Below are 17,569 nucleotides of genomic sequence, written 5' to 3'. Positions count from 1 at the left end.
CATTGGTCGAGAGGGCCGAAGAAACTCCCCGAGTGTCACGCCCGGGCGCCATGACACCGGACCTCACCATCGGCGTGGTCGGACCCCACGACCTTGTCGAGCGAGTCATGCTGATGGGACACGCCGCGGCACCGCTGCCGTGTCGTCTGGTGGCCGCCGCCTACCGCGACGAGCAAGAGGCGCCCGACAAGGTGACGAGGCTCGGACCCGGTGTCGACGCATGCTTGTTCGCCAGCCCGGTCCCCTACGATCTGGCCAGGCGATCAGGCGTGCTGACGATGCCCGCGACCTACGTGCAACTCGGCGGAGCAGCACTGGTGGCGGCGCTGGCCAAGGCCGCGCTTGACACCCGGACGGACCCCAAACGGGTCAGCATCGACGTGGTCAGCCGGGCCGATGTCGAGGAGGCGTACACCGACCTCGGCATCCCCGCCACGGACGTGCACAGCCGCGACGAGCCGGGCGCCACCGGCACGATCGCGGCCTACCATGAACGCCTGGCCCGGCAGGGCGCGACCACGGGAGCGCTCACATGCCTGGCCGCGGTGGCCGAACGCCTGCACACCGCGGGCGTGCCGGTCATCAGGATCAGGCCGACCTCCGCCGCGGTCCGTACGGCGCTGCACACCGCGGCGCTGCTCGGGGCGCATCACCGGCTGGAGGAGTCGCAGCTGACCGTGGTGCTGGTGGAGGTGCCGACGCTGCGCGAACCCGTGCGCCGCGCCGCGCCCCGCTACTGGCGCGACGAGCTGCGGTTGTCGCTGCAGCGGCTGCTGGTCCAGGAGGCGAACCGCATCAACGCGACCGTCTGGCCCATCGACGATCACAGCTACCTGGTCACGGCGACCAGAGGCTCGATCGCGGCGGCCACCGACGGGTTCCGGGTGTTGCCGTTCGCGGCCAGGATCAGGGACGAGCTGGGGCTGGCGGTCGAGGTCGGCGTGGGCATGGGGCGGACGACGCACGACGCGGAGTCGCACGCGCGGGCCGCGCTGGCCCGCACACAGGCGGGCAAACAGGCGCAGGGATTCGCGGTCGACCGCGAAGGACGGGCGCTCATCCCGGCCCCGCGGATGCCGCCCACCGGCGCCACGGCACTCAAGCCCAAAGGGGTCGAGGTGCTGGCCCGGCTGGCGGCCAAGCTGGAGGGCGGCGACACTGTGGTGGACGCCGAAGGGGCAGGCAAGATGCTGGGGGTGACACCCCGTACGGCTCGGCGGTTGCTGCGCACGTTGGTTGACGAGGGACTCGCGTGGCCGCTACCGCCCAACCGTACTCCCCAGCCCGGCCGGCCACGGCAGCTCTACCGGCTGATCGTGGAGAAGCTGGGACCGCGCTGAGCCCCTGGTGATCGTGGAGAAGCCGGGACCGCGCTGAGCGCCCCGCGCTGATCCACCCGGTACGCGGCCCGCCGCCTCACCTTCCCCCTCCGACGGCGGCGGGCTCGCTTCCGGTTGCCCCACTGCGGGGTCTGCCATGCCCCGAGCCATGTCCGGAAAGTCACGACTTGGCGAACGTGCGGTTGACACTTGGGGAAATGGCGGTTGGTCCTCGCGAGAGGGGGTATGAATTGCGACGCCCCCGATCGACGGGATTCGGACGGGGGCGCCAATCTTTCGATGGCCCCTCGTTCGCCGTGCGCAGGTGAGAGCTCCCTGCCACCGCAGAGATCGGGCCACCTGTTTGTCCGGAAGCCGCGCGGTTTCTGTCGGGCCGCTCCGCTACTGTCATGACCCATGGACCACAACGCTCCTGACTCGCGGTCCCCGCTCATCGTCTGGGGCGCCCTCGCCATCGTCTACGTGGTGTGGGGATCGACCTATCTCGGCATCGGCATCGTGGTCGAGTCGATCCCGCCGCTGCTCGGCGCCTCCATGCGGTTCCTCGCCGCGGCCGTGCTCCTCGGTGGCTTCCTGCTCATGAAGTCCGGCAGGCGGGCGTTCACGATGACCCGGCGGCAACTGCTCAGCGCCTCGCTGGTGGGGGTGCTGCTGCTCACCCTGGGCAACGGCATGTTGTCGGTGGCGGAGCAGTACATCTCGACCGGGCTGGCGGCGCTGCTCGTGGCGTCGGTGCCGCTGTGGCTGGTCGCCTTCAGGTTCGTGGTGCGCGACCGTCCGAGGGCGGCGACCATGGCGGGCGTGCTGGTGGGGCTCGGCGGCGTGGCCGCGCTCTCGCTCACCGGGCACGAAGGCGCGGCCGCCACGGGCATCGCGGTGGTGCTGCTCGCCTCGCTGCTGTGGGCGGTGGGCGCGTTCCTGTCGGGGCGCGTCACGATGCCCGCCGACTCGTTCGCGACGAGCACGATCGAGATGCTCGCGGGCGGCCTCGGCCTCGCGGTGCTCGGCGCCGCGACGGGCGAGCGACTCGACCCGACGACGATCACCGGCCGGTCCTGGATCGCGCTGGCCTACCTCATCCTCGTGGGGTCGCTGATCGGGTTCACGGCGTTCTCGTGGCTGCTCGGCAACGCCCCCATCTCGCTCGTGTCCACCTACGCCTACGTCAACCCCGCCGTGGCGGTCGTGCTGGGCGCGCTGGTGCTGAGCGAGCCGATCACCCCGCGCATCCTCGTGGGCGGAGCGATCATCCTGGTCGGCGTCGCCCTGGTCATCTCGACGGAACGCCGGTCAAAGGTCCCGCAGCGCCCCGGCGAACGCGTCGACCGTGGCGTCGACGTCGGCCGCCGTGTGCGCCGTCGACATGAACCACAGGCCGCGCGGGACCATGTTGACTCCCCTGTCGAGTAGCGCCTCGTGCAGCCTGGCCATCCTGGCCCGGTCGGTGGCGGCGAAGTCCCGGTAGTCCCGCACGGCGGGCGCGTCGGTGAAGTAGGTCTGGAACACCGGGCCGGGACCGTCCACGAGCATCGGCACGCCGGCCTTGTCCGCGGCCGACCGCAGGCCCTCCATCAGCGCCGCGCCGCGCTCGTACAGCGTGCCGTAGACCTCCTCGCGCCGTTCGTCGAGGATGCGCAGCGTCGTCTCGGCCGCAGCCATGCCGACCGGCTGGGAGTTGAACGTGCCCGCGTGGGCGACCTTGCCCGTCGAGATGTGGTCCATGACGGCCGCCCGGCCGGTCAGCGCCGAGACCTGCATGCCGCCGGCCATGGCCTTGCCGAACACCGACAGGTCGGGGGTGATGCCGAGGTGTTCCTGGGCGCCCCCCGGGGCGAGCCGGAAGCCGGTGATGATCTCGTCGAAGATCAGCAGGGAGCCGTGCTCGTCGCACAGCCGCCGCACGCCCTCCAGGTAGCCGGGGTCGGGGCTGATCGCGCCGGTGTTGCACAGCACCGGCTCGGCGATGACGGCGGCGATCTGCCCCGAGTGCCGTTCCATCAGACCGGTCAGGGTCTCCAGATCGTTCCACGGGCAGATGATCAGGTCGTCCGCGTGTCCCGGCTGCTGCCCCGCCGTGCCCGGCACGGCCACGGGCTCCCTTGACGGCCCGGCCGCCTCCACGGCGGGGTGCACGCTGTAGAGGACGGGGTCGAGCCAGCCGTGGTAGTGGCCCTCGAACTTGAGGATCTTCGAGCGCCCCGTGTAGCCGCGGGCCAGCCTGAGCGCGCCGTGCACGGCCTCCGAGCCGACGGTGTTGAACCTCACCCGTTCCGCCGAGGGCACCATGGCGCAGACCCGCTCGGCCACGCGCACCTCGGCGGCGTGCTGCGCCGAGTAGACCATGCCTCGGGCCGCCTGGGCCGCGATCGCCTCCACGACCTCGGGCGGGCAGTGGCCGAGCAGCGCCGGCCCCTGGCCGAGCACGTAGTCGATGTAGGAGTTGCCGTCCACGTCCCACAGACGCGCGCCCTGGGCGCGGTCCACGTAGAGGGGGACGCCGGCCACCCGGCGGGCGTCGCTGGAGACGCCACCGGCCAGGTGGCGCCGGCCTTCGGCATGGAGGTCACGGCTGACGTGCAAGGTCCTGCTCATGGGGACCATCAAAGGCCGCGGCGGCGCCCGCCGACAAGGAGGAGAGCAACAAGGAGGGCGGCATCGCAAGGACGGGCCCTTGTGAGGCCCGCGACGCGCCTGGTGAGCTTGAGGGGACCTCCAGGAAGGAATGGCCGTGTTTCTCGGGCGTATCCGGCGCTCTCCCGCCGACGAAGTGGAACTGGTGGCCCGGCGCGAGGGTGGCGAACTTCTCAGCCTGGCCGGGCTGCGAGCCGGTGACGATCCGGTGGCCCTGCTGAACGAGTACGGGCTCCACCGGCTCACCGCCGAGGTGGACCGGCTCCGGGCCGGCGCGCGGGAGTTGCTGGACGAGGCGTCGGTGGTGTTCGAGCCGCCGGTGGCGACCTGCACGAAGATCTGCTGCCTGGCGCTGAACTACGTCGCGCACGCGGAGGAGAGCGGGCTGGAGGTGCCGCCGGAGCCGGTGTTGTTCTTCAAGCCGCCGTCCGCGCTGACGGGCCACAACCGCCCGGTGACGGCGCCGGCTCGTACGAAGCACCTGGAGCACGAGGTCGAGCTGGCCGTCGTCGTCGGATCGGAGGTCCGCGACCTGCCCGCGGAGCGCTGGCGCGAGGCCGTGGCCGGCTACACCGTGCTCAACGACATGACGGCCCGCGACCTGCAACTGGCCAACATCGCCCGCAACGCGCCGTGGGACCAGTCCAAGGGGTTCGACACGTTCGCTCCGGCGGGGCCGTACCTCGCGACCGTGGACGAGGTGCCCGACCCGCAGAACCTGGAGCTGACGCTGGAGGTCGACGGGGAGGTGCGGCAGCGGGCCAACACCAAGCAGATGGTGTTCGGGATCCCCGAGCTGATCGCCGACCTGTCGGACGGGATGACGCTGCTGCCCGGCGACCTCATCGCGACCGGCACCATCGCGGGCATCGCCCCGCTGAAGGACGGGGACGTCATGCGGGCCACCGTGCAGGACGTTGGCACCCTGGTCAACCGGGTCGACTTTCGGTCCGCCTAAACCATAGATATCGGCGCACCTCACTCGTACTCTGGGAGGTATGGAGTTCACGGTCGGCGCCCTCATCGACATCGACGACTACGTCGCCTCGACGCGGGCCCACGGCCGCGAGTGGGCGCGCAGGCAGCTCGACCAGGCCGACCGGGCGGTCCGCGCGGCGACGGCACGGCAGCCGGCTTCCTGCGAGCCGCTGCCGCCCGACGAGTGGCTGGTCAGGCTGAGCGGCGACGACCCCGACCGGCTCATGGGCGAGGCGACCGCGCTGGCCGAGCAGATCCGCGCGGGCATCGTCAACGCCACCGGCCTCACCGCCACCGTCTCCCTGGGCACCCCGCGGCAGGGCCCAGGGAACACGACGGTGACCGAACGGGACGCCCGGCGTACCAACTCCTACAAGCTGCTGCTGGGCGGCGACAGGGTCATCACGGCCCCGCGGGAGGAGCATTCCGGCGCGCCGCCTCCCGTGCGGATCGAGGCCGAGCTGGCCCGCCGCATCCAGGCCGGTGACAGGGTCGGCGCGGCCGGGCTGCTCGCGGGCTGGGTGGACAGGTGCGTCCAGGAGCGCGGCCTGTCCCCGAGTACGCTGCACAACTGGCTGATGGGCGAGCTGCTGTTCGTGGTCGACGTCGTCAACCGGGGACGGCTCACGGGCGGCTCCACCGACTGGGTCGACGCGTTCGCGCGCCTGCCGATCGAGGAGCTGACCACGGTGACCAAGATCCACGAGCGCTCCTACCTGCACATCTGGATCGAGGAAACGTTGTGGCGGTTGATGCCGCCCGCCCCCCGCGACATCCTGTCGATGGCCGAGAGCTACATGGCGGCCCACTACACCGACCCGCGGCTGCGGCTGGCGACGGTCGCGCAGGCCGTCAGCGCGAGCCCGTTCTACATCGCGCACCTGTTCGCCGACGTGCGCGGGACGACGTTCCTGCGCCACCTGACCGCGCTACGGTTGCGCCACGCCCGTGTCCTGCTCACCGCGACCACCGCGCCGATCGACACGGTCGCCGCCCGCTCGGGCTATCTGAGCGCGAAGGTGTTCCGTGCCGTGTTCAAGCGCCACGTCGGCTGCTCGCCCAGCGAGTACCGCCGCAACCACCGGCCCCAGCCCTCTTGAGACACCGTCCTCTTGAGAGGTGTGAGACCGGAATACGAGCGAAGCGTGCCACGACCCGATTCCACCGCTGGTAGAGGCCGGTGTGTCGAGGCCTGATCGGGATCGTTGAGATGGGCTCGCTCCTGCAGGGAGCAGAAGCACACGTCACCCGGGCGGGAGCTGGTCCGTCCACTCGGCGTCGATCGTCCACATGCCGTCCGGGTCATGGGCCATTCCGCCGGTGAGCGGCGCCCATACGGAGGTTTCGCGGATCCGCCCGGTGTCCGGGTCGACGACCATGATCCCGTTCCCGGAAGCCACCGGGACCTGCAGGCGTCGCCCGCCATCGGTCTCGCCGAGATCGACGACTCCCGGTCGTGAGGCGAGCGCTCGATAGGCGGCGGCACGGACCTGGGGCGAGACCGGCGCCTCACTGATCAGCGAGATCAGCGCCTCCATAGCGAGGCCATCCCGTTCGGCAGCCGTGATCGGTACCCCGCTGGGACGGACACCGCTTCCGGGGACAGCCGACCAGAGCCGGGTGTACAGGGCCTTCTCGTCGGCGGGCAGCGACCGCAACTCTGCGAAGGCCATGCGCAACGGCCCCACCGCGAACGGCTGAGGCTCCATCGGCCACTCCAAGAGCGTGCCTCCACCCTTCAGCCCCTTGCCTTTGATCCAGAACTGACCGTCGCGCCGATACCAGTACTCCTCGGTCACAGCCTCCTCGTTGGTGATGGTGATGTGCCAGTACGTCCCGGCGCCCTCAGGGGTGCGCTCCGCCGTCGCGGCGGCGACGAGCAAGACGTCGCGCGAACTCATGACCGGCTGCTGGGAGTCACCGACACGGCCCGGCACGATCACGAGTGCGGCAGCGATGGCCGCCGCGACCGCTGCGATCAGGATCCATCGCACCCGCCGCCAGGGGGTGCGCCGGCGGCGCGCCGTGGGCGACGGGCTGGCGGCGCGTTCCAGCAGGGCCGCGCGGGCGGCCGTACAGGCGGCGTGTGAGGGGGCGTCGGGCTGCGGGCGCACCGCGTGCAGCATCTCGATGTCGTCCATGATCAACCGTCCTTTCCGGCCGTTGTCGGCTCGGGGCCGTTCAGTGAGGCGCGCAGGTTCTTGCGGGCCCGGTGCAGCCGGGTTCGGACGGCGGCGCCGGTGATGCCGAGCGCCTCGGCCGCCTCCTCGGAGCTCAGCCCGCCCCAGGCGATGAGCAGGAGCACCTCCCGGTGGGAGCGAGGGATCTTCGCGAGCGTCGCCATCAGGGGCGCCCGTTGCACCTGTGCGTCCACGCGGCCCGCGACCTGATCGGCGTGGCCGTCGTCAGCCTGCGCGAGAGGTGTCCGGGAAAGAGCCCGATACCGCCTGGCTTCCGCCCGATGATGCCGGGCGATCAGGTTGGCGACGATCCCGTACAGCCAGGGCCGGGCATCCTCCCGCGACAGGTCGTAGCGGTCACGTCGGTCGAACGCGACCAGGAACGTCTCCGCGGCCACGTCGTCCGCGAGGCTCGGCCCTAACCGCTGTGCGGCGAACCCGTGGATCTGGACGTAGTAGCGGTCGAAGACCGCGGCGAAGCGTTCCGGGTCTTGCCAGGATTGCTCGATGATCGCCGCGTCACTGACCTCCTGGTCCGGAAGCGCCCGGGTCATTGCGGCCATATCCAGATTTTTCGTGTCATCGTCTGCCTTCGGTAGCTTGAACGGTTGCCCTCCTTCGCCGATGGGCGGACAAGTGTTTCACCAGCTGTCGCGGAGGACGTTGCGACACCCCCTCAGGCGAAGCGGTGCCGGGAAGGGCAACGGGCCGAACCACGTGTCGTCAAGCGGGGGAAACGGAAGGCTGTGGTTGATAGCGACCCGAGCGGGCCGGTGAGACCGTCGACAGTCGGTCTACGGGGAGCGGGCATCGTCACAGCCGGGCTCAGCGACGGCCATGGCACGCTTCGCTCGTATTCCGGTCTCACTCCTGAGACACCGTCCTCTTGAGACCACCGCCCTCCGGAGACCACCGCCCCTCTTGAGAAGACGCGACGATAGAATTGTGTGGGAACGATCCCACACACCGGACGGAAGGCGCTCATGGATCAGCGATGGGAGCTGCGGGGTTTTCTCGGGGACGACTGGCAGTTGCACCGGGCCCAGCTCCACGCCAGGGACGACCGCGGCGCGGGCGGGTGGATCCCCGCACGGGTGCCGGGCAGCGTGCTGGCCGACCTGCTGGCCGCCGGCGAGGTGCCGAGCCCGTACGTCGGCCGGCAGAGCCTGCTCTCCGAATGGGTGTCGCAGCGGACCTGGGTCTACCGGACCCATCTGAACGCGCCCGGCCTGGCACCCGGCGAGCGGGCGTTCCTCGAGTTCGACGGCATCGACCATTCCGCCTCCGTCCACCTCGACGGTGAGCGCGTCGCCACGCACGAGGGCATGCACATCCCGCTGGTCGTCGAGGTGACCGGGCTCGCCGAGGGCGAACACAGCCTGGCGGTGGTCGTGGACCCGGCGCCCGTCAGCGAGCCGCAGGTCGGCTACACGTCCAAGGTCAACGTGCACAAGGGGCGGATGGGGTACGGGTGGGACTTCTGCCCGCGCATGGTGCATCAAGGGCTGTGGGGGCCCGTACGGCTGCGCGTCACCGGGCCCACGAGGCTGGCCGGCGTGTGGGCCCGGCCCACGGGCACGCGACTTGTCGTGAGCACCGAGGTGGACGGCCCGCCGGCGAACGTCGAGCACACGCTGAGGGACGCCGACGGCCGCGTGGTCGCGACGGCCACCGGCGAGCACGCGGTCCTCGAGGTCGGGCAGCCCCGCCGGTGGCACCTCAACGGCCACGGCGAGGCCCACCTCTACGAGCTGACCACCAGGGTGCAGGGCGACGAGCGCCGGGTCCGCGTCGGTTTCCGCGACGTACGGTTCGTCTCCGGCCGAGAGGGCGCGCTGCCGTACCGGCTGACGGTCGACGGGGAGCCGGTCACGATCAAGGGCTGGAACTGGGTGCCCGCCGACGCCCTCTACGGCGCGGTCGAGGAGGCCAGGGTGCGGCACCTCCTCACGCTGGCCTGTGACGCCGGCGTGACGATGCTGCGGGTGTGGGGCGGCGGGCTCATCGAGAGCGAGACGTTCTACGACCTGTGCGACGAGTACGGGATCCTGGTCTGGCAGGAGTTCGCCCAGTCCAGCTCCGGCATGCGCAGCGTACCCAGCGAGGACGAGGCGTTCGTGGCGCGGATGGCGTGGGAGGCCGAGCGCATCGTGCCCGCCCGCCGCAACCACCCCAGCCTGGCCGTCTGGTGCGGCGGCAACGAGTTGCAGCGGGCCGACGGCGTCCCGCTGACCGACGCGGAATCCCCGGTGCTCCAGGCGCTGCATGACGTCGTGGCGCGGCTCGACCCCGACCGGCACTGGCTGCCGACCTCCCCGTCCGGGCCGGTGTTCGGCAACACCTTCGAGGGCCCGAGCCCGCACGACGCGCACGGCCCGTGGGAGCACCAGGGCCTGTCCGAGCACTACGGCTTCTACGACCGGGGCCGGTCGTTGCTGCTCAGCGAGTTCGGGGTCGAGGGGATGAGCAACGTACGCGCGATCGAGTCGGTCGTGCCCGAACCGGCGCGCCGCCTCCCGACGACCCGCCACCCCGTCTGGGACCACCTCGGCCGGTGGTGGAACAACGAGCCGCTGGTCCAGGAGGCGTTCGGCGGCGCGATCGGCGACCTCGCGACCATGTCGAGGGCCAGCCAGTTCCTCCAGGCCGACGGGCTGCGGTACGCGCTGGAGGCCAACCTGCGCCGTCCCGAGAGTTGTGGCGTGCTGCCGTGGCAGCTCAACGAGTCCTTCCCCAACGGGTGGTGCACGGCCGCCGTCGACTACTTCGGCGAGCCCAAGGCCGTCTACCACTACGTGCGCCGGGCGTACAGGAACGCCCACGTCTGCGCGGCGCTCCCGGCTCAGCGCGTGCACGGCGAGGTCACCGCCACGGTCTGGGCCTGGTCGGACGGCCCGTCGGACCGCCCGGCGGGCGGCCCCTCGGACGGCCCGGCGGGCGGCCCCACGGAGGTCACGGCCCGGTTCCTCCGCCTGGACGGGACCGAGCTGGCCAAGGAGCACTGGACGACCGAAGGCGGCCCGCCGCGGCCGCTCGGCGAGATCCGGTGCGATGGCGACGGGGAGCTGCTCCTCCTCGACCTGTCCAACGGCAACCGCTACCTGCTGACCTCGGGCGCCGACTTCGCCGGGCTGCTCAGCCTGCGCCAGGCCAGGCTCTCCACGCACCTGGAGACCGCCGGCACGACCTGGACGTTGCGCGTGCGGCACGAGGACGGGCCCGCGGCGCCGTTCCTGCGCCTGCTCGACGCCCGGCCGGCCACCACGCGGGGCTGGATGCGCTGGGACGACAACGCCATCGACCTGCTGCCCGGCGAGGAACGCGTGCTCCGCTGCGAGTGGGACGGCGTGCCGCCGGAGGAGCGCCGCGTGCGGCTCGACGGCTGGAACGTCGAACCCCGGCTGATCACCGCGGAGCGGGGCTAGTCGGCGCGCGACACCAGCCGGTACGGCTGCCGCGGCCGGCCCGCCTGCGACGACCTGACCGGCGGGAGCGCCCAGGCCAGCCCCTCCTCCACGAGGCTCTGCAACACGCGGCGGGCGCTGCGCGGCGCGACGCCCAGCATCTCGGCCACGCTCTCCGCGTCGACCACCATCGCCTCGGGGTCGTCGCCCAGCCGCTCAAGGAGCCGGTCGAGCGTTCTGGCCGCCTTGGAACCGGCCGCGGGCTCCTCCACCGGCTCCCTCCTGCGCCGCTGCCGCAGCGGCAGCGAGGTCGCGCTGCCGTCGCCGCCGACCAGGAAGGCGGCGGTGGCGTCGGCCGCGCGCGCCCGTTCGACGGCGATGAGGGCGTGGGCGTCGGCGTCGCGGGCGGTGTTGCCGAGCCCGATGCCCACCTCGACGACCATGCCGAGGTCGGCGCGCACCCGGTCGGCGAACGGCGCCACCCGGAACCCGTCGGTGGCCTGCGAGAGGGCGCCCACCGTCGCCGTGATCACGTAGCTGTTCTCCTCGCGCGGGGCGACGGTCGCGCCCATGAGCCGGGCCTCGGCCAGCAGCGACCGGTGCAGCGACAACTTCAGCTCCTGCTGCCAGTAGTTGCCCGGCCCCGACTGCGCCGGGCGGGCGGAGGCCGCGAGCTCGACGAGCACGATGGCGATCTGCGACTCCTCCAGGCGGCTGCCCGTGCCCAGCAGCGTCGCGGTGTTGATGGCCAGCCGCAGCGTGTGCGGGGTGGGCATCATCCGCAACACCGGCACCTTGGCCGCCTGCAGCTTGTGCGCCACCGTCCTGACCGTGGTCAGCGCCGCCGTGGTGGCGCCCTCGCGGTGGAGTCGCTCGTGGAAGGCGACGAAGTCGCGCACCGAGTCGGGCTGGTGGTATTCGGAGACGTGCACGCCGTCCATGGGCACGCCGATCTCCTGGTAGGCCTCGGCCACGTCGGCGCGGGCGATCGAGTCGATGCTCACCCTGGCGGGGTCGATCCGCATGGACAGCGTGCCGCGCAGCAGGCTGGAGTAGAGGCCGGCCCCGCTCACCGGCACGAACGTGGCGGGCACCGGCAGCTCGCCCGCCTGGGTCGCCAGGTCGTACTGGAGCGGCCCGGTGAACAGGACCGCGTCGATGTTGCCCGCGATCTTGGCGAGCTTGTCGCGGGTCTCGTGCTCACCGGCGTGCGGGGCGCCCACCAGCCGGAACGAAGCGGCCGAGGGCAGGCTCGCGCCGATGTGCACGATCTGCTCGACCAGATCGTGCGGCCCCACCACACCAACCGCGATCTTGGATCGTAGACCGTCCACCCTCTATGCCCCTGTTTTCCCGAGCAGAGCGGTGATGGTGCCCCCGAGTACCGCTGCCCTGTCGTCGTCGCTGAGATCTGAGAACAGTATCCGCCCTAACGACATACGCAGATCGATGAAGGGGAAGTCCGATCCGTAGACGACCCTGTGCGCGCCGAGCCTGCGGACCATCCCGGCGATCTCCCTGCCCGTGTTGTACGACCCGCACACCTCCAGGATGACCCGCTCGTGCCGCTCGGCCACCTCGATCGACTGGTCGATGCCGAGCGGCGTCACCCCCGAGTGCCCCGCCAGGATCGTGGCGCGCGGATGTCTCCCGGCCACCTCGTCGACCAGCGGCAGGTCGTTGTAGGGCGAGCCCGAGTAGGTGTGGGTGAGCACCGGCCGCCCGGTGAGCTCCGCGTACTCCCAGACCGCGGCGTAGCGCGCGCCGGTCAGCGGATATTCGTGCAGGTCGGGATGGAGCTTGACCCCGCCGAAACGCGGGTCGTCGCCCCACCGTTCGAGCTCGGCGACCGGGTCCTGCCAGGGGTTGACGGTCAGGTAGCCGGTGAACCTGCCGGGCGCCCGCTCCACGATCTCCGCGGTGGCCGCGTTGCCCTTGGCGGCGTCGAGCTGGATCGCCAGGTGGCTGGAGAGCATCGCGTGCGCGACGCCGCACCGGTCCATCACCGCCAGCATCCCGGCCGGGTCGGGGTCAGGGATGAAGAACACGCTGTACGGCCCGGCGTGGGCGTGCGCGTCGACGATCCTCGTCGCCTGCTGCGGGCGGCGCGCCCACAGAGCCGTCGTCAGCTCGTTCATGCTGCTCTGACCTCCTTCCTCAGCAGCCGGCGCAGGTTGCCCGCGCCGATGGCCGCGACCTCGGCCTGCCCGAGCTCCGACCAGAGCAGCCGGGTGACGGCCTCGGCCGGATCGCGGTAGGGCGCTCCCGTGCCGAAGACGAACCGGTCCGCGCCGAACCGGGCGACCAGCCACTCCAGCCCGCGGTGCGAGGACAGGTCGGCCAGCCCGATGCTCACGTTGCCCGTCCTGTCCAGGACGCCGGCGATCTGCCGCAACGTCCGGTAGCCCACGCCGCCGACGACGATCCGCAGGCACGGATGCGCCCGCGCGAGCGCCTCCACCTCCGGCCAGCCGGTCTGGCCCGCGTCCACGAGCAGCGGCAGCCGTACGGACTCCACGGCGTCGAGGACGGGGGCCGCGTCGGCGCCCGCGAGGTCCCAGCCGTGCTCGCGCGGGAAGGCGCGTACGGCGACCACGCCCGCCTCGACGGCGGCGCCGGCGAACCCCGCGCCCGTCTCACCGCACGTGTCGGGCAGCAGCACCCAGCACGGGCTGAGCCTGGGCTGCCCGGCGAGCAGGCCGGTCAGCTCGCGGTTGCCCCTGGCCGGGTCGTGCAGCCACGACGTCATGCTGCCGACCACGGCCTCGGCGATGCCCACGCGGTCCATCGCGGCGAGCAGCTCGGCCACGGTGCCCCCGCCCACGTCGCGACGCGGGTGACGGCCGAGCATGACGTCCGCGTCGATCAGGACCGGCCGGTCCTCGCTCATCGGCCGCCCCAGCGCTCGGCGAGCCCGTCCCGCGCCCAGCCGTGCGCGGTGAACGTGTCGGTCACGCCGCCCACGCGGATGGTGGGCGGGCTCACCTGGACCTCGGGAGGTACGTCCTGGAACGGGAAGACGGCGACCGTGAACCGGCCGTCGCGGCGGCGCAGCCCCAGCGCGTGGATCTCGCCGTACGGGGCGGTGGCGGTCTCGGGGTCGGGCATCCTGGCCGGCCCGCTGCCGAACGTGATCTCGTCCGGCGGCTGCGCGGGCACCACGAGCAGCCCGGGGCCCTGGCTGCTGGCGTGGCCTGGGCCGTGCTCGATCCACGGCGACGTGCCGTGGATCAGCCAGATCGCCTCCGCGTCGATCTCGTCGGTGATCAGCCAGTAGGACGGCTCGGCGCGTACGAAGACGATCCGGCGGTCGTGCCTGGCCCGGTAGCCGTGGTGGTGGCCGGCGAAGACGTCCACGTGCTCGCCCGCGTGGAACAGGTCGCGGGCCGCCCTGCGGTCCTCGGTGTAGTCCTCACCGGGCACGAGCAGGGTGTTGTGGCCCCTGGTCGCCTGGAACCAGTCGTAGTAGCCGGGGTCGTCGTAAGACGGCGGGCCGCCCGCCTCCCAGGCCAGCGGCACCCCCCAGCCGGACAGCACGAAGTCGAGTGCCGCGTGGTGGCTGTGCGGCTCCAGCTCGTGGCCGATGTACGGCCCGTGGTTGATCACGGTGTGCAGCGTGCCGGCGCGGAAGATCGTGTACGCGCTGTCCTCCAGGGCGTGCGAGCCCTCCGGGGGGACCACCGGCTCGCCCAGCAGCTCCTCCCCGGTCCGCAGCATCTCGGCGGGCCAGACCACGCCGCTGTCCTGCAGGTGCGGCACCCAGCCGCCCGAGGTCGTCAGCGAGGCCAGCCAGTCGTGCATGGCGCGGAAGCGCGGGTGCGCGACCAGGTCGGGGTCGACGGACGCGGCCCGCTGCACGCCCCCCAGGCACATGCCGTGATAGCCGGGAGAGCGCTCGTGGTGGCCGCCGTCCTCGCGCACGTCACGTTCCAGGTGCTCCAGGATGCGCGCCCTGGCCACCTCGGCCCACTGCCCCGACTCGGGCAGGTCGGGGAACACGCGGGCGACGTGCAGCAGCTCGCAGACGGTGGCGAACTGCCAGTTGCCGTGCCGGAACTCGTCGTGCTCCTCGGCCGCCCACCGGGCGCCGCCCAGCAGGGTCTTCATCATCTCCAGCCAGCACGCGTCGCTGAGCGCGGGCTCGGTGCCGAAGACAGCCAGCGCCCGGGTGACGTGCATCGAGCGGGAGGCGACGCCGAGGGAGTACCACACCACGTCGAGCCCCGGCCAGTCGCCTTCGACCAGGTCACGGCTCGCGTACCACTGGCGGAAGAAGCGGTCCCACTCGCGGGCGTAGCGGGGGTCGCCGGTCTGCGCGTAGGCCGACACCAGGGGCATCATCCACCTGAGGTAGTGGAAGCCGTACAGCCTGGAGCGGCCGTGGCCCTTGTCGAGGAAGTCCACCTCGGTGCCGATCAGCCGGTCCGCCTCCGCCACGTCCTCGGGGCGGGGCCGCGGCCACACCGGGTCGCGCCGCCGCCACGGCCGCGCCTGCGCGACCGACGTCACGCCCAGCTCGGCGAGCAGCGCCGCGTCGGTGATGTGCCGCATCCGCACCGGGTCCACGTGCGGCGGCTTCTCCACGTACGTGACATCCGCGCCCATCAGAGCTTCACCGGCTGCCCCGTACGCGCCGACTCGTGCGCGGCCGCCAGGACCGCTGTCACGTGCCGGGAGCTCTCCACGGTGATCAGCGGCTCGGTCCCCGCGATCGCGCAGTCCACGAAGTGGTGGATCGCGTCGCGGTAGGCGCCCGCCGGCACCCCGTGCACGACCCGCTGCAGCATGTTCCTGGGGTAGGTGTAGCCGTCCTCCGTGGCCAGCTGGATGTTCTCCTTCTGGCGGTCGAGCTGGATGACGCCCGTCTCGCCGGCCACGGTGACGTAGCTGTCCACCATGGTGGGGAAGGTGTTGGGGTAGATCCAGGCCGACTCGAACGTGGCGACCGCGCCCCGGCCGAACCTGGCCTGGATCTGCATGGCGTCGGGGGTGTCGATGCCCCGGCCGCGCAGCTTGCCGTATCTGGCCGTGGCGAACACCTCGACCACCTCGTCGTCGTACAGCCAGGTCATCAGGTCGATGTCGTGGCTGGACAGGAACCAGGCGCAGGTGGTCTCGCCGGCCCAGCCGAGCATCTCGGTGGGCACGTGAATGGTGTCGTCCTTGCGCGCGTAGCCCACGACGGGCTCGCCGATCGCCCGCATCTGGTCCTTGGCCTGCGCGTACGCCGGCACCCACCGGTGGTTGAACAGGCACATGGCCACGACGCCCGCCGACCGGATGGCGGCGACGGCGCGGTCGGCGTCGGCCACCGTCGTGGTGAACGGCTTCTCGACCAGGATGTGCACGCCCGCGCGGGCGGCGGCCACCATGACGTCGGCGTGCAGGTGGTCGGGGGTGGTGATGGAGACCGCGTCCACGGTGCCGGAGTCGAGCAGCTCCTGGTAGCCGGGGTGGACGGTGGCTCCTGGAGCGTGTTCGAGCGGCCGGCGGGCGACCGCGGTGATCTTAGTTCTGGGATGGGCGGCGAAGACCTCGGCGTGGCCGCGGCCCATGAGGCCGGCGCCGATGATCCCGATACGGAGTTCAGGCAAGTGCGTCATTCCATTTTTTCTCGGCGGCGTCGAGTGCTTCCTCGGCGCTCTGGGATCCCTGGAGGAAGGCTCTGACCTCTTCCATGAGGTATTCGGCCAGCTCGGCGTCCTTGGTGGTGCCGAGCGGGCTGTACTCAAGCTGCGGCAGCCCCTTGACGATCACCTGGCGGGCGACGGCCATCGGGTCGTCGCCCTCGGCCTCGGTGAAGAAGGGGTCCTTGGTCGAGGAGACCGTGGACGGGTAGATCGGCACGATCTTGCAGAAGGCCAGCTGGTTGGCGCCGTTGGTGAAGAACTTGATGAACTCGGCGGCGGCCTTCTTGTGCGTGGAGGCCTTGGGGATGGAGAAGGCCTGCTGCGCGAGCAGCATGTAGCCGCCGGAGCTCATCCTCACCGGCTCGGTGATGGCGAGGTCCTTGTAGACGTCGGGGGCGTTCTTCTGGATGTTGAGCAGCTCGGCGGCGTTGGCCATCGGTTTGAAGGCCACCTGGCCGTTCTCCAGCGACTGCGGCAGGCTGCGGATGTCCTTGGAGACGGCCCCTGGCGCGATGCCGTGACTGTCGTAGCTCTTCTTGAACTTCTCCAGTACGGCGACCGCTTCCGGCGTGTTGAACGCCGCCTTCTTCTTGTCGTCGGTCAGCAGGGGGACGCCGTGGTAGCGCAGCGCGGTGTGGTCGGGGATGGCGTTGGTGCCGTTGACCTTGGTCTTGTCGTAGACCGTGTCGGCCAGCTTGAGTGCCTCGGTCCAGGAGGTGGGCGGGGCCTTCTCGTCGAAGCCGGCCTTGGAGACGACCGACTTGCGGTACATCGCGACCGGGGCGCCGCCGTTGTACCAGGGCACGGCGTAGAGCTTGCCGTTCATGCGCATCGGCTCGACCAGGTTGGGCTGGAAGTCGGCCAGCTCTTTCTGGCCGAAGTAGGTGTCGAGCGGCTCCAGCGACGGGACGAACCTGCCCAGCTCGACCGAGTTGACGTTGACCGCGTCGGGCACGTCACCGCTGGCCACGGCGGCGAGCAGCTTGGTCGCACTCTCCTGGCCGGGAACGTCCACCCACTTGATGCTGACCTTGGGGTGTTCCTTCTCGTACTGGGCGATGAGGCCGGTGATGTAGTCGCTGTAGTTCTTCTTCAGGTTGATCGTCCAGAACTCGACCTCACCCTCGAAGGGCGGGTCGTCCGCGGGTGCCGCGGCGGTCTGGGGCGACGTGCCGGCGACACAGCCGGCGGTGAAGAGGGACAGCGCCAGCGCGCCGATCGTTAAGGCACATCGAGTCATCTCCGCGAGCCTCCTGCAAGATATGGCCGTCCTTTATCGCCACTTTCGGCACCATGTCAGCCTCGCAACGGAACGTCAAGAGGCAAGGTCTTGACCGTATAGATCAGCCGAATGTACGCTTCCCGAAATTCTGGCCAGCCTTTATCAAATCTTAGGACGGCAAAAA

The 17,569-nt window shown here is 71.2% G+C and carries 14 protein-coding genes; 5 read left to right on the top strand and 9 right to left on the bottom strand.

What is annotated here, in order from left to right; all coding sequences use genetic code 11:
• Window positions 1–50: 50 nt before the first annotated feature.
• Window positions 51–1,340, top strand: a complete 1,290-nt coding sequence (locus E1295_RS04960; protein WP_132628461.1) for a GTP cyclohydrolase IIa — start codon at window positions 51–53, stop codon at window positions 1,338–1,340.
• Window positions 1,341–1,736: 396 nt separating this feature from the next.
• Window positions 1,737–2,750, top strand: a complete 1,014-nt coding sequence (locus E1295_RS04955; RefSeq protein WP_132628460.1) for an EamA family transporter — start codon at window positions 1,737–1,739, stop codon at window positions 2,748–2,750.
• Here the strand turns inward: E1295_RS04955 and E1295_RS04950 are convergent.
• Window positions 2,631–3,932 (bottom strand): aspartate aminotransferase family protein, encoded by a 1,302-nt coding sequence (locus E1295_RS04950; RefSeq protein WP_166427082.1) that lies wholly within the window; start codon window positions 3,930–3,932, stop codon window positions 2,631–2,633. The genes E1295_RS04955 and E1295_RS04950 overlap by 120 nt on opposite strands.
• 136 nt (window positions 3,933–4,068) lie before the next feature.
• Here E1295_RS04950 and E1295_RS04945 point away from each other — a divergent pair, with 136 nt between their 5' ends.
• A complete protein-coding gene (locus E1295_RS04945; protein WP_246079848.1) occupies window positions 4,069–4,929 on the top strand; it encodes a fumarylacetoacetate hydrolase family protein in 861 nt (286 codons plus the stop codon).
• Window positions 4,930–4,969: 40 nt separating this feature from the next.
• Window positions 4,970–6,049 carry a helix-turn-helix transcriptional regulator gene (locus E1295_RS04940; RefSeq protein ID WP_132628458.1) on the top strand — a complete coding sequence of 360 codons (1,080 nt, stop codon included), beginning with the start codon at window positions 4,970–4,972 and terminating at the stop codon, window positions 6,047–6,049.
• A gap of 144 nt (window positions 6,050–6,193) precedes the next feature.
• On the opposite strand, the gene E1295_RS04935 is transcribed toward E1295_RS04940, so the two are convergent.
• Together E1295_RS04935 and E1295_RS04930 are read right to left on the bottom strand one after the other, a co-directional pair.
• Window positions 6,194–7,090, bottom strand: coding sequence for a CU044_5270 family protein (locus E1295_RS04935; RefSeq protein WP_132628457.1), 897 nt, complete (start codon window positions 7,088–7,090; stop codon window positions 6,194–6,196).
• Between the two features lie 2 nt (window positions 7,091–7,092).
• Complete coding sequence (locus tag E1295_RS04930; RefSeq protein WP_246079847.1) at window positions 7,093–7,692, bottom strand: RNA polymerase sigma factor; 600 nt, start codon at window positions 7,690–7,692, stop codon at window positions 7,093–7,095.
• 420 nt (window positions 7,693–8,112) lie between these two features.
• On the opposite strand from E1295_RS04930, the gene E1295_RS04925 reads away from it, so the two are divergent.
• Entirely contained in the window at window positions 8,113–10,554 is a 2,442-nt protein-coding gene (locus tag E1295_RS04925; RefSeq protein ID WP_132628456.1) for a glycoside hydrolase family 2 protein, read from the top strand.
• Here E1295_RS04925 and E1295_RS04920 read toward each other — a convergent pair.
• Genes E1295_RS04920 through E1295_RS04895 form a run of 6 tightly spaced genes read right to left on the bottom strand, consistent with a single transcriptional unit; the run spans window position 10,551 to window position 17,403 of the window.
• Window positions 10,551–11,867, bottom strand: coding sequence for a Fic family protein (locus E1295_RS04920; protein WP_132628455.1), 1,317 nt, complete (start codon window positions 11,865–11,867; stop codon window positions 10,551–10,553). The two genes, E1295_RS04925 and E1295_RS04920, sit on opposite strands and share 4 nt — an antisense overlap.
• Before the next feature lie 3 nt (window positions 11,868–11,870).
• Complete coding sequence (locus E1295_RS04915; RefSeq protein ID WP_132628454.1) at window positions 11,871–12,671, bottom strand: amidohydrolase family protein; 801 nt, start codon at window positions 12,669–12,671, stop codon at window positions 11,871–11,873.
• A complete protein-coding gene (locus tag E1295_RS04910) occupies window positions 12,668–13,423 on the bottom strand; it encodes an amidohydrolase family protein (protein WP_132628453.1) in 756 nt (251 codons plus the stop codon). The genes E1295_RS04915 and E1295_RS04910 overlap by 4 nt, the downstream gene beginning before the upstream one ends.
• The gene (locus E1295_RS04905) at window positions 13,420–15,138 is read right to left on the bottom strand and encodes a heparinase II/III family protein (protein WP_132628452.1); all 1,719 of its coding nucleotides are present in this window, start codon (window positions 15,136–15,138) and stop codon (window positions 13,420–13,422) included. Before E1295_RS04905 ends, E1295_RS04910 begins: the two co-directional genes overlap by 4 nt.
• Window positions 15,138–16,136 (bottom strand): Gfo/Idh/MocA family protein, encoded by a 999-nt coding sequence (locus E1295_RS04900; RefSeq protein ID WP_132628451.1) that lies wholly within the window; start codon window positions 16,134–16,136, stop codon window positions 15,138–15,140. The genes E1295_RS04905 and E1295_RS04900 overlap by 1 nt, the downstream gene beginning before the upstream one ends.
• Complete coding sequence (locus tag E1295_RS04895) at window positions 16,120–17,403, bottom strand: ABC transporter substrate-binding protein (RefSeq protein WP_132628450.1); 1,284 nt, start codon at window positions 17,401–17,403, stop codon at window positions 16,120–16,122. The genes E1295_RS04900 and E1295_RS04895 overlap by 17 nt, the downstream gene beginning before the upstream one ends.
• Between the last annotated feature and the right edge of the window lie 166 nt (window positions 17,404–17,569).

The organism is Nonomuraea mesophila (genome assembly GCF_004352805.1).
GTDB lineage: Bacteria > Actinomycetota > Actinomycetes > Streptosporangiales > Streptosporangiaceae > Nonomuraea > Nonomuraea longispora.
Note: the sequence above shows the minus strand (reverse complement) of the source record. Positions and strands in the feature narration are given on the sequence as shown.

Excerpts from the sequence above, each read along its gene's own strand:
- E1295_RS04960 (WP_132628461.1), top strand. The coding sequence starts at position 51 with ATGACACCGGACCTCACCATCGGCGTGGTCGGACCCCACGACCTTGTC.
- E1295_RS04955 (WP_132628460.1), top strand. The coding sequence starts at position 1,737 with ATGGACCACAACGCTCCTGACTCGCGGTCCCCGCTCATCGTCTGGGGC.
- E1295_RS04950 (WP_166427082.1), bottom strand. The coding sequence starts at position 3,932 with ATGAGCAGGACCTTGCACGTCAGCCGTGACCTCCATGCCGAAGGCCGG.
- E1295_RS04940 (WP_132628458.1), top strand. The coding sequence starts at position 4,970 with ATGGAGTTCACGGTCGGCGCCCTCATCGACATCGACGACTACGTCGCC.
- E1295_RS04935 (WP_132628457.1), bottom strand. The coding sequence starts at position 7,090 with ATGGACGACATCGAGATGCTGCACGCGGTGCGCCCGCAGCCCGACGCC.
- E1295_RS04930 (WP_246079847.1), bottom strand. The coding sequence starts at position 7,692 with ATGGCCGCAATGACCCGGGCGCTTCCGGACCAGGAGGTCAGTGACGCG.
- E1295_RS04925 (WP_132628456.1), top strand. The coding sequence starts at position 8,113 with ATGGATCAGCGATGGGAGCTGCGGGGTTTTCTCGGGGACGACTGGCAG.
- E1295_RS04915 (WP_132628454.1), bottom strand. The coding sequence starts at position 12,671 with ATGAACGAGCTGACGACGGCTCTGTGGGCGCGCCGCCCGCAGCAGGCG.
- E1295_RS04910 (WP_132628453.1), bottom strand. The coding sequence starts at position 13,423 with ATGAGCGAGGACCGGCCGGTCCTGATCGACGCGGACGTCATGCTCGGC.
- E1295_RS04905 (WP_132628452.1), bottom strand. The coding sequence starts at position 15,138 with ATGGGCGCGGATGTCACGTACGTGGAGAAGCCGCCGCACGTGGACCCG.
- E1295_RS04900 (WP_132628451.1), bottom strand. The coding sequence starts at position 16,136 with ATGACGCACTTGCCTGAACTCCGTATCGGGATCATCGGCGCCGGCCTC.
- E1295_RS04895 (WP_132628450.1), bottom strand. The coding sequence starts at position 17,403 with ATGACTCGATGTGCCTTAACGATCGGCGCGCTGGCGCTGTCCCTCTTC.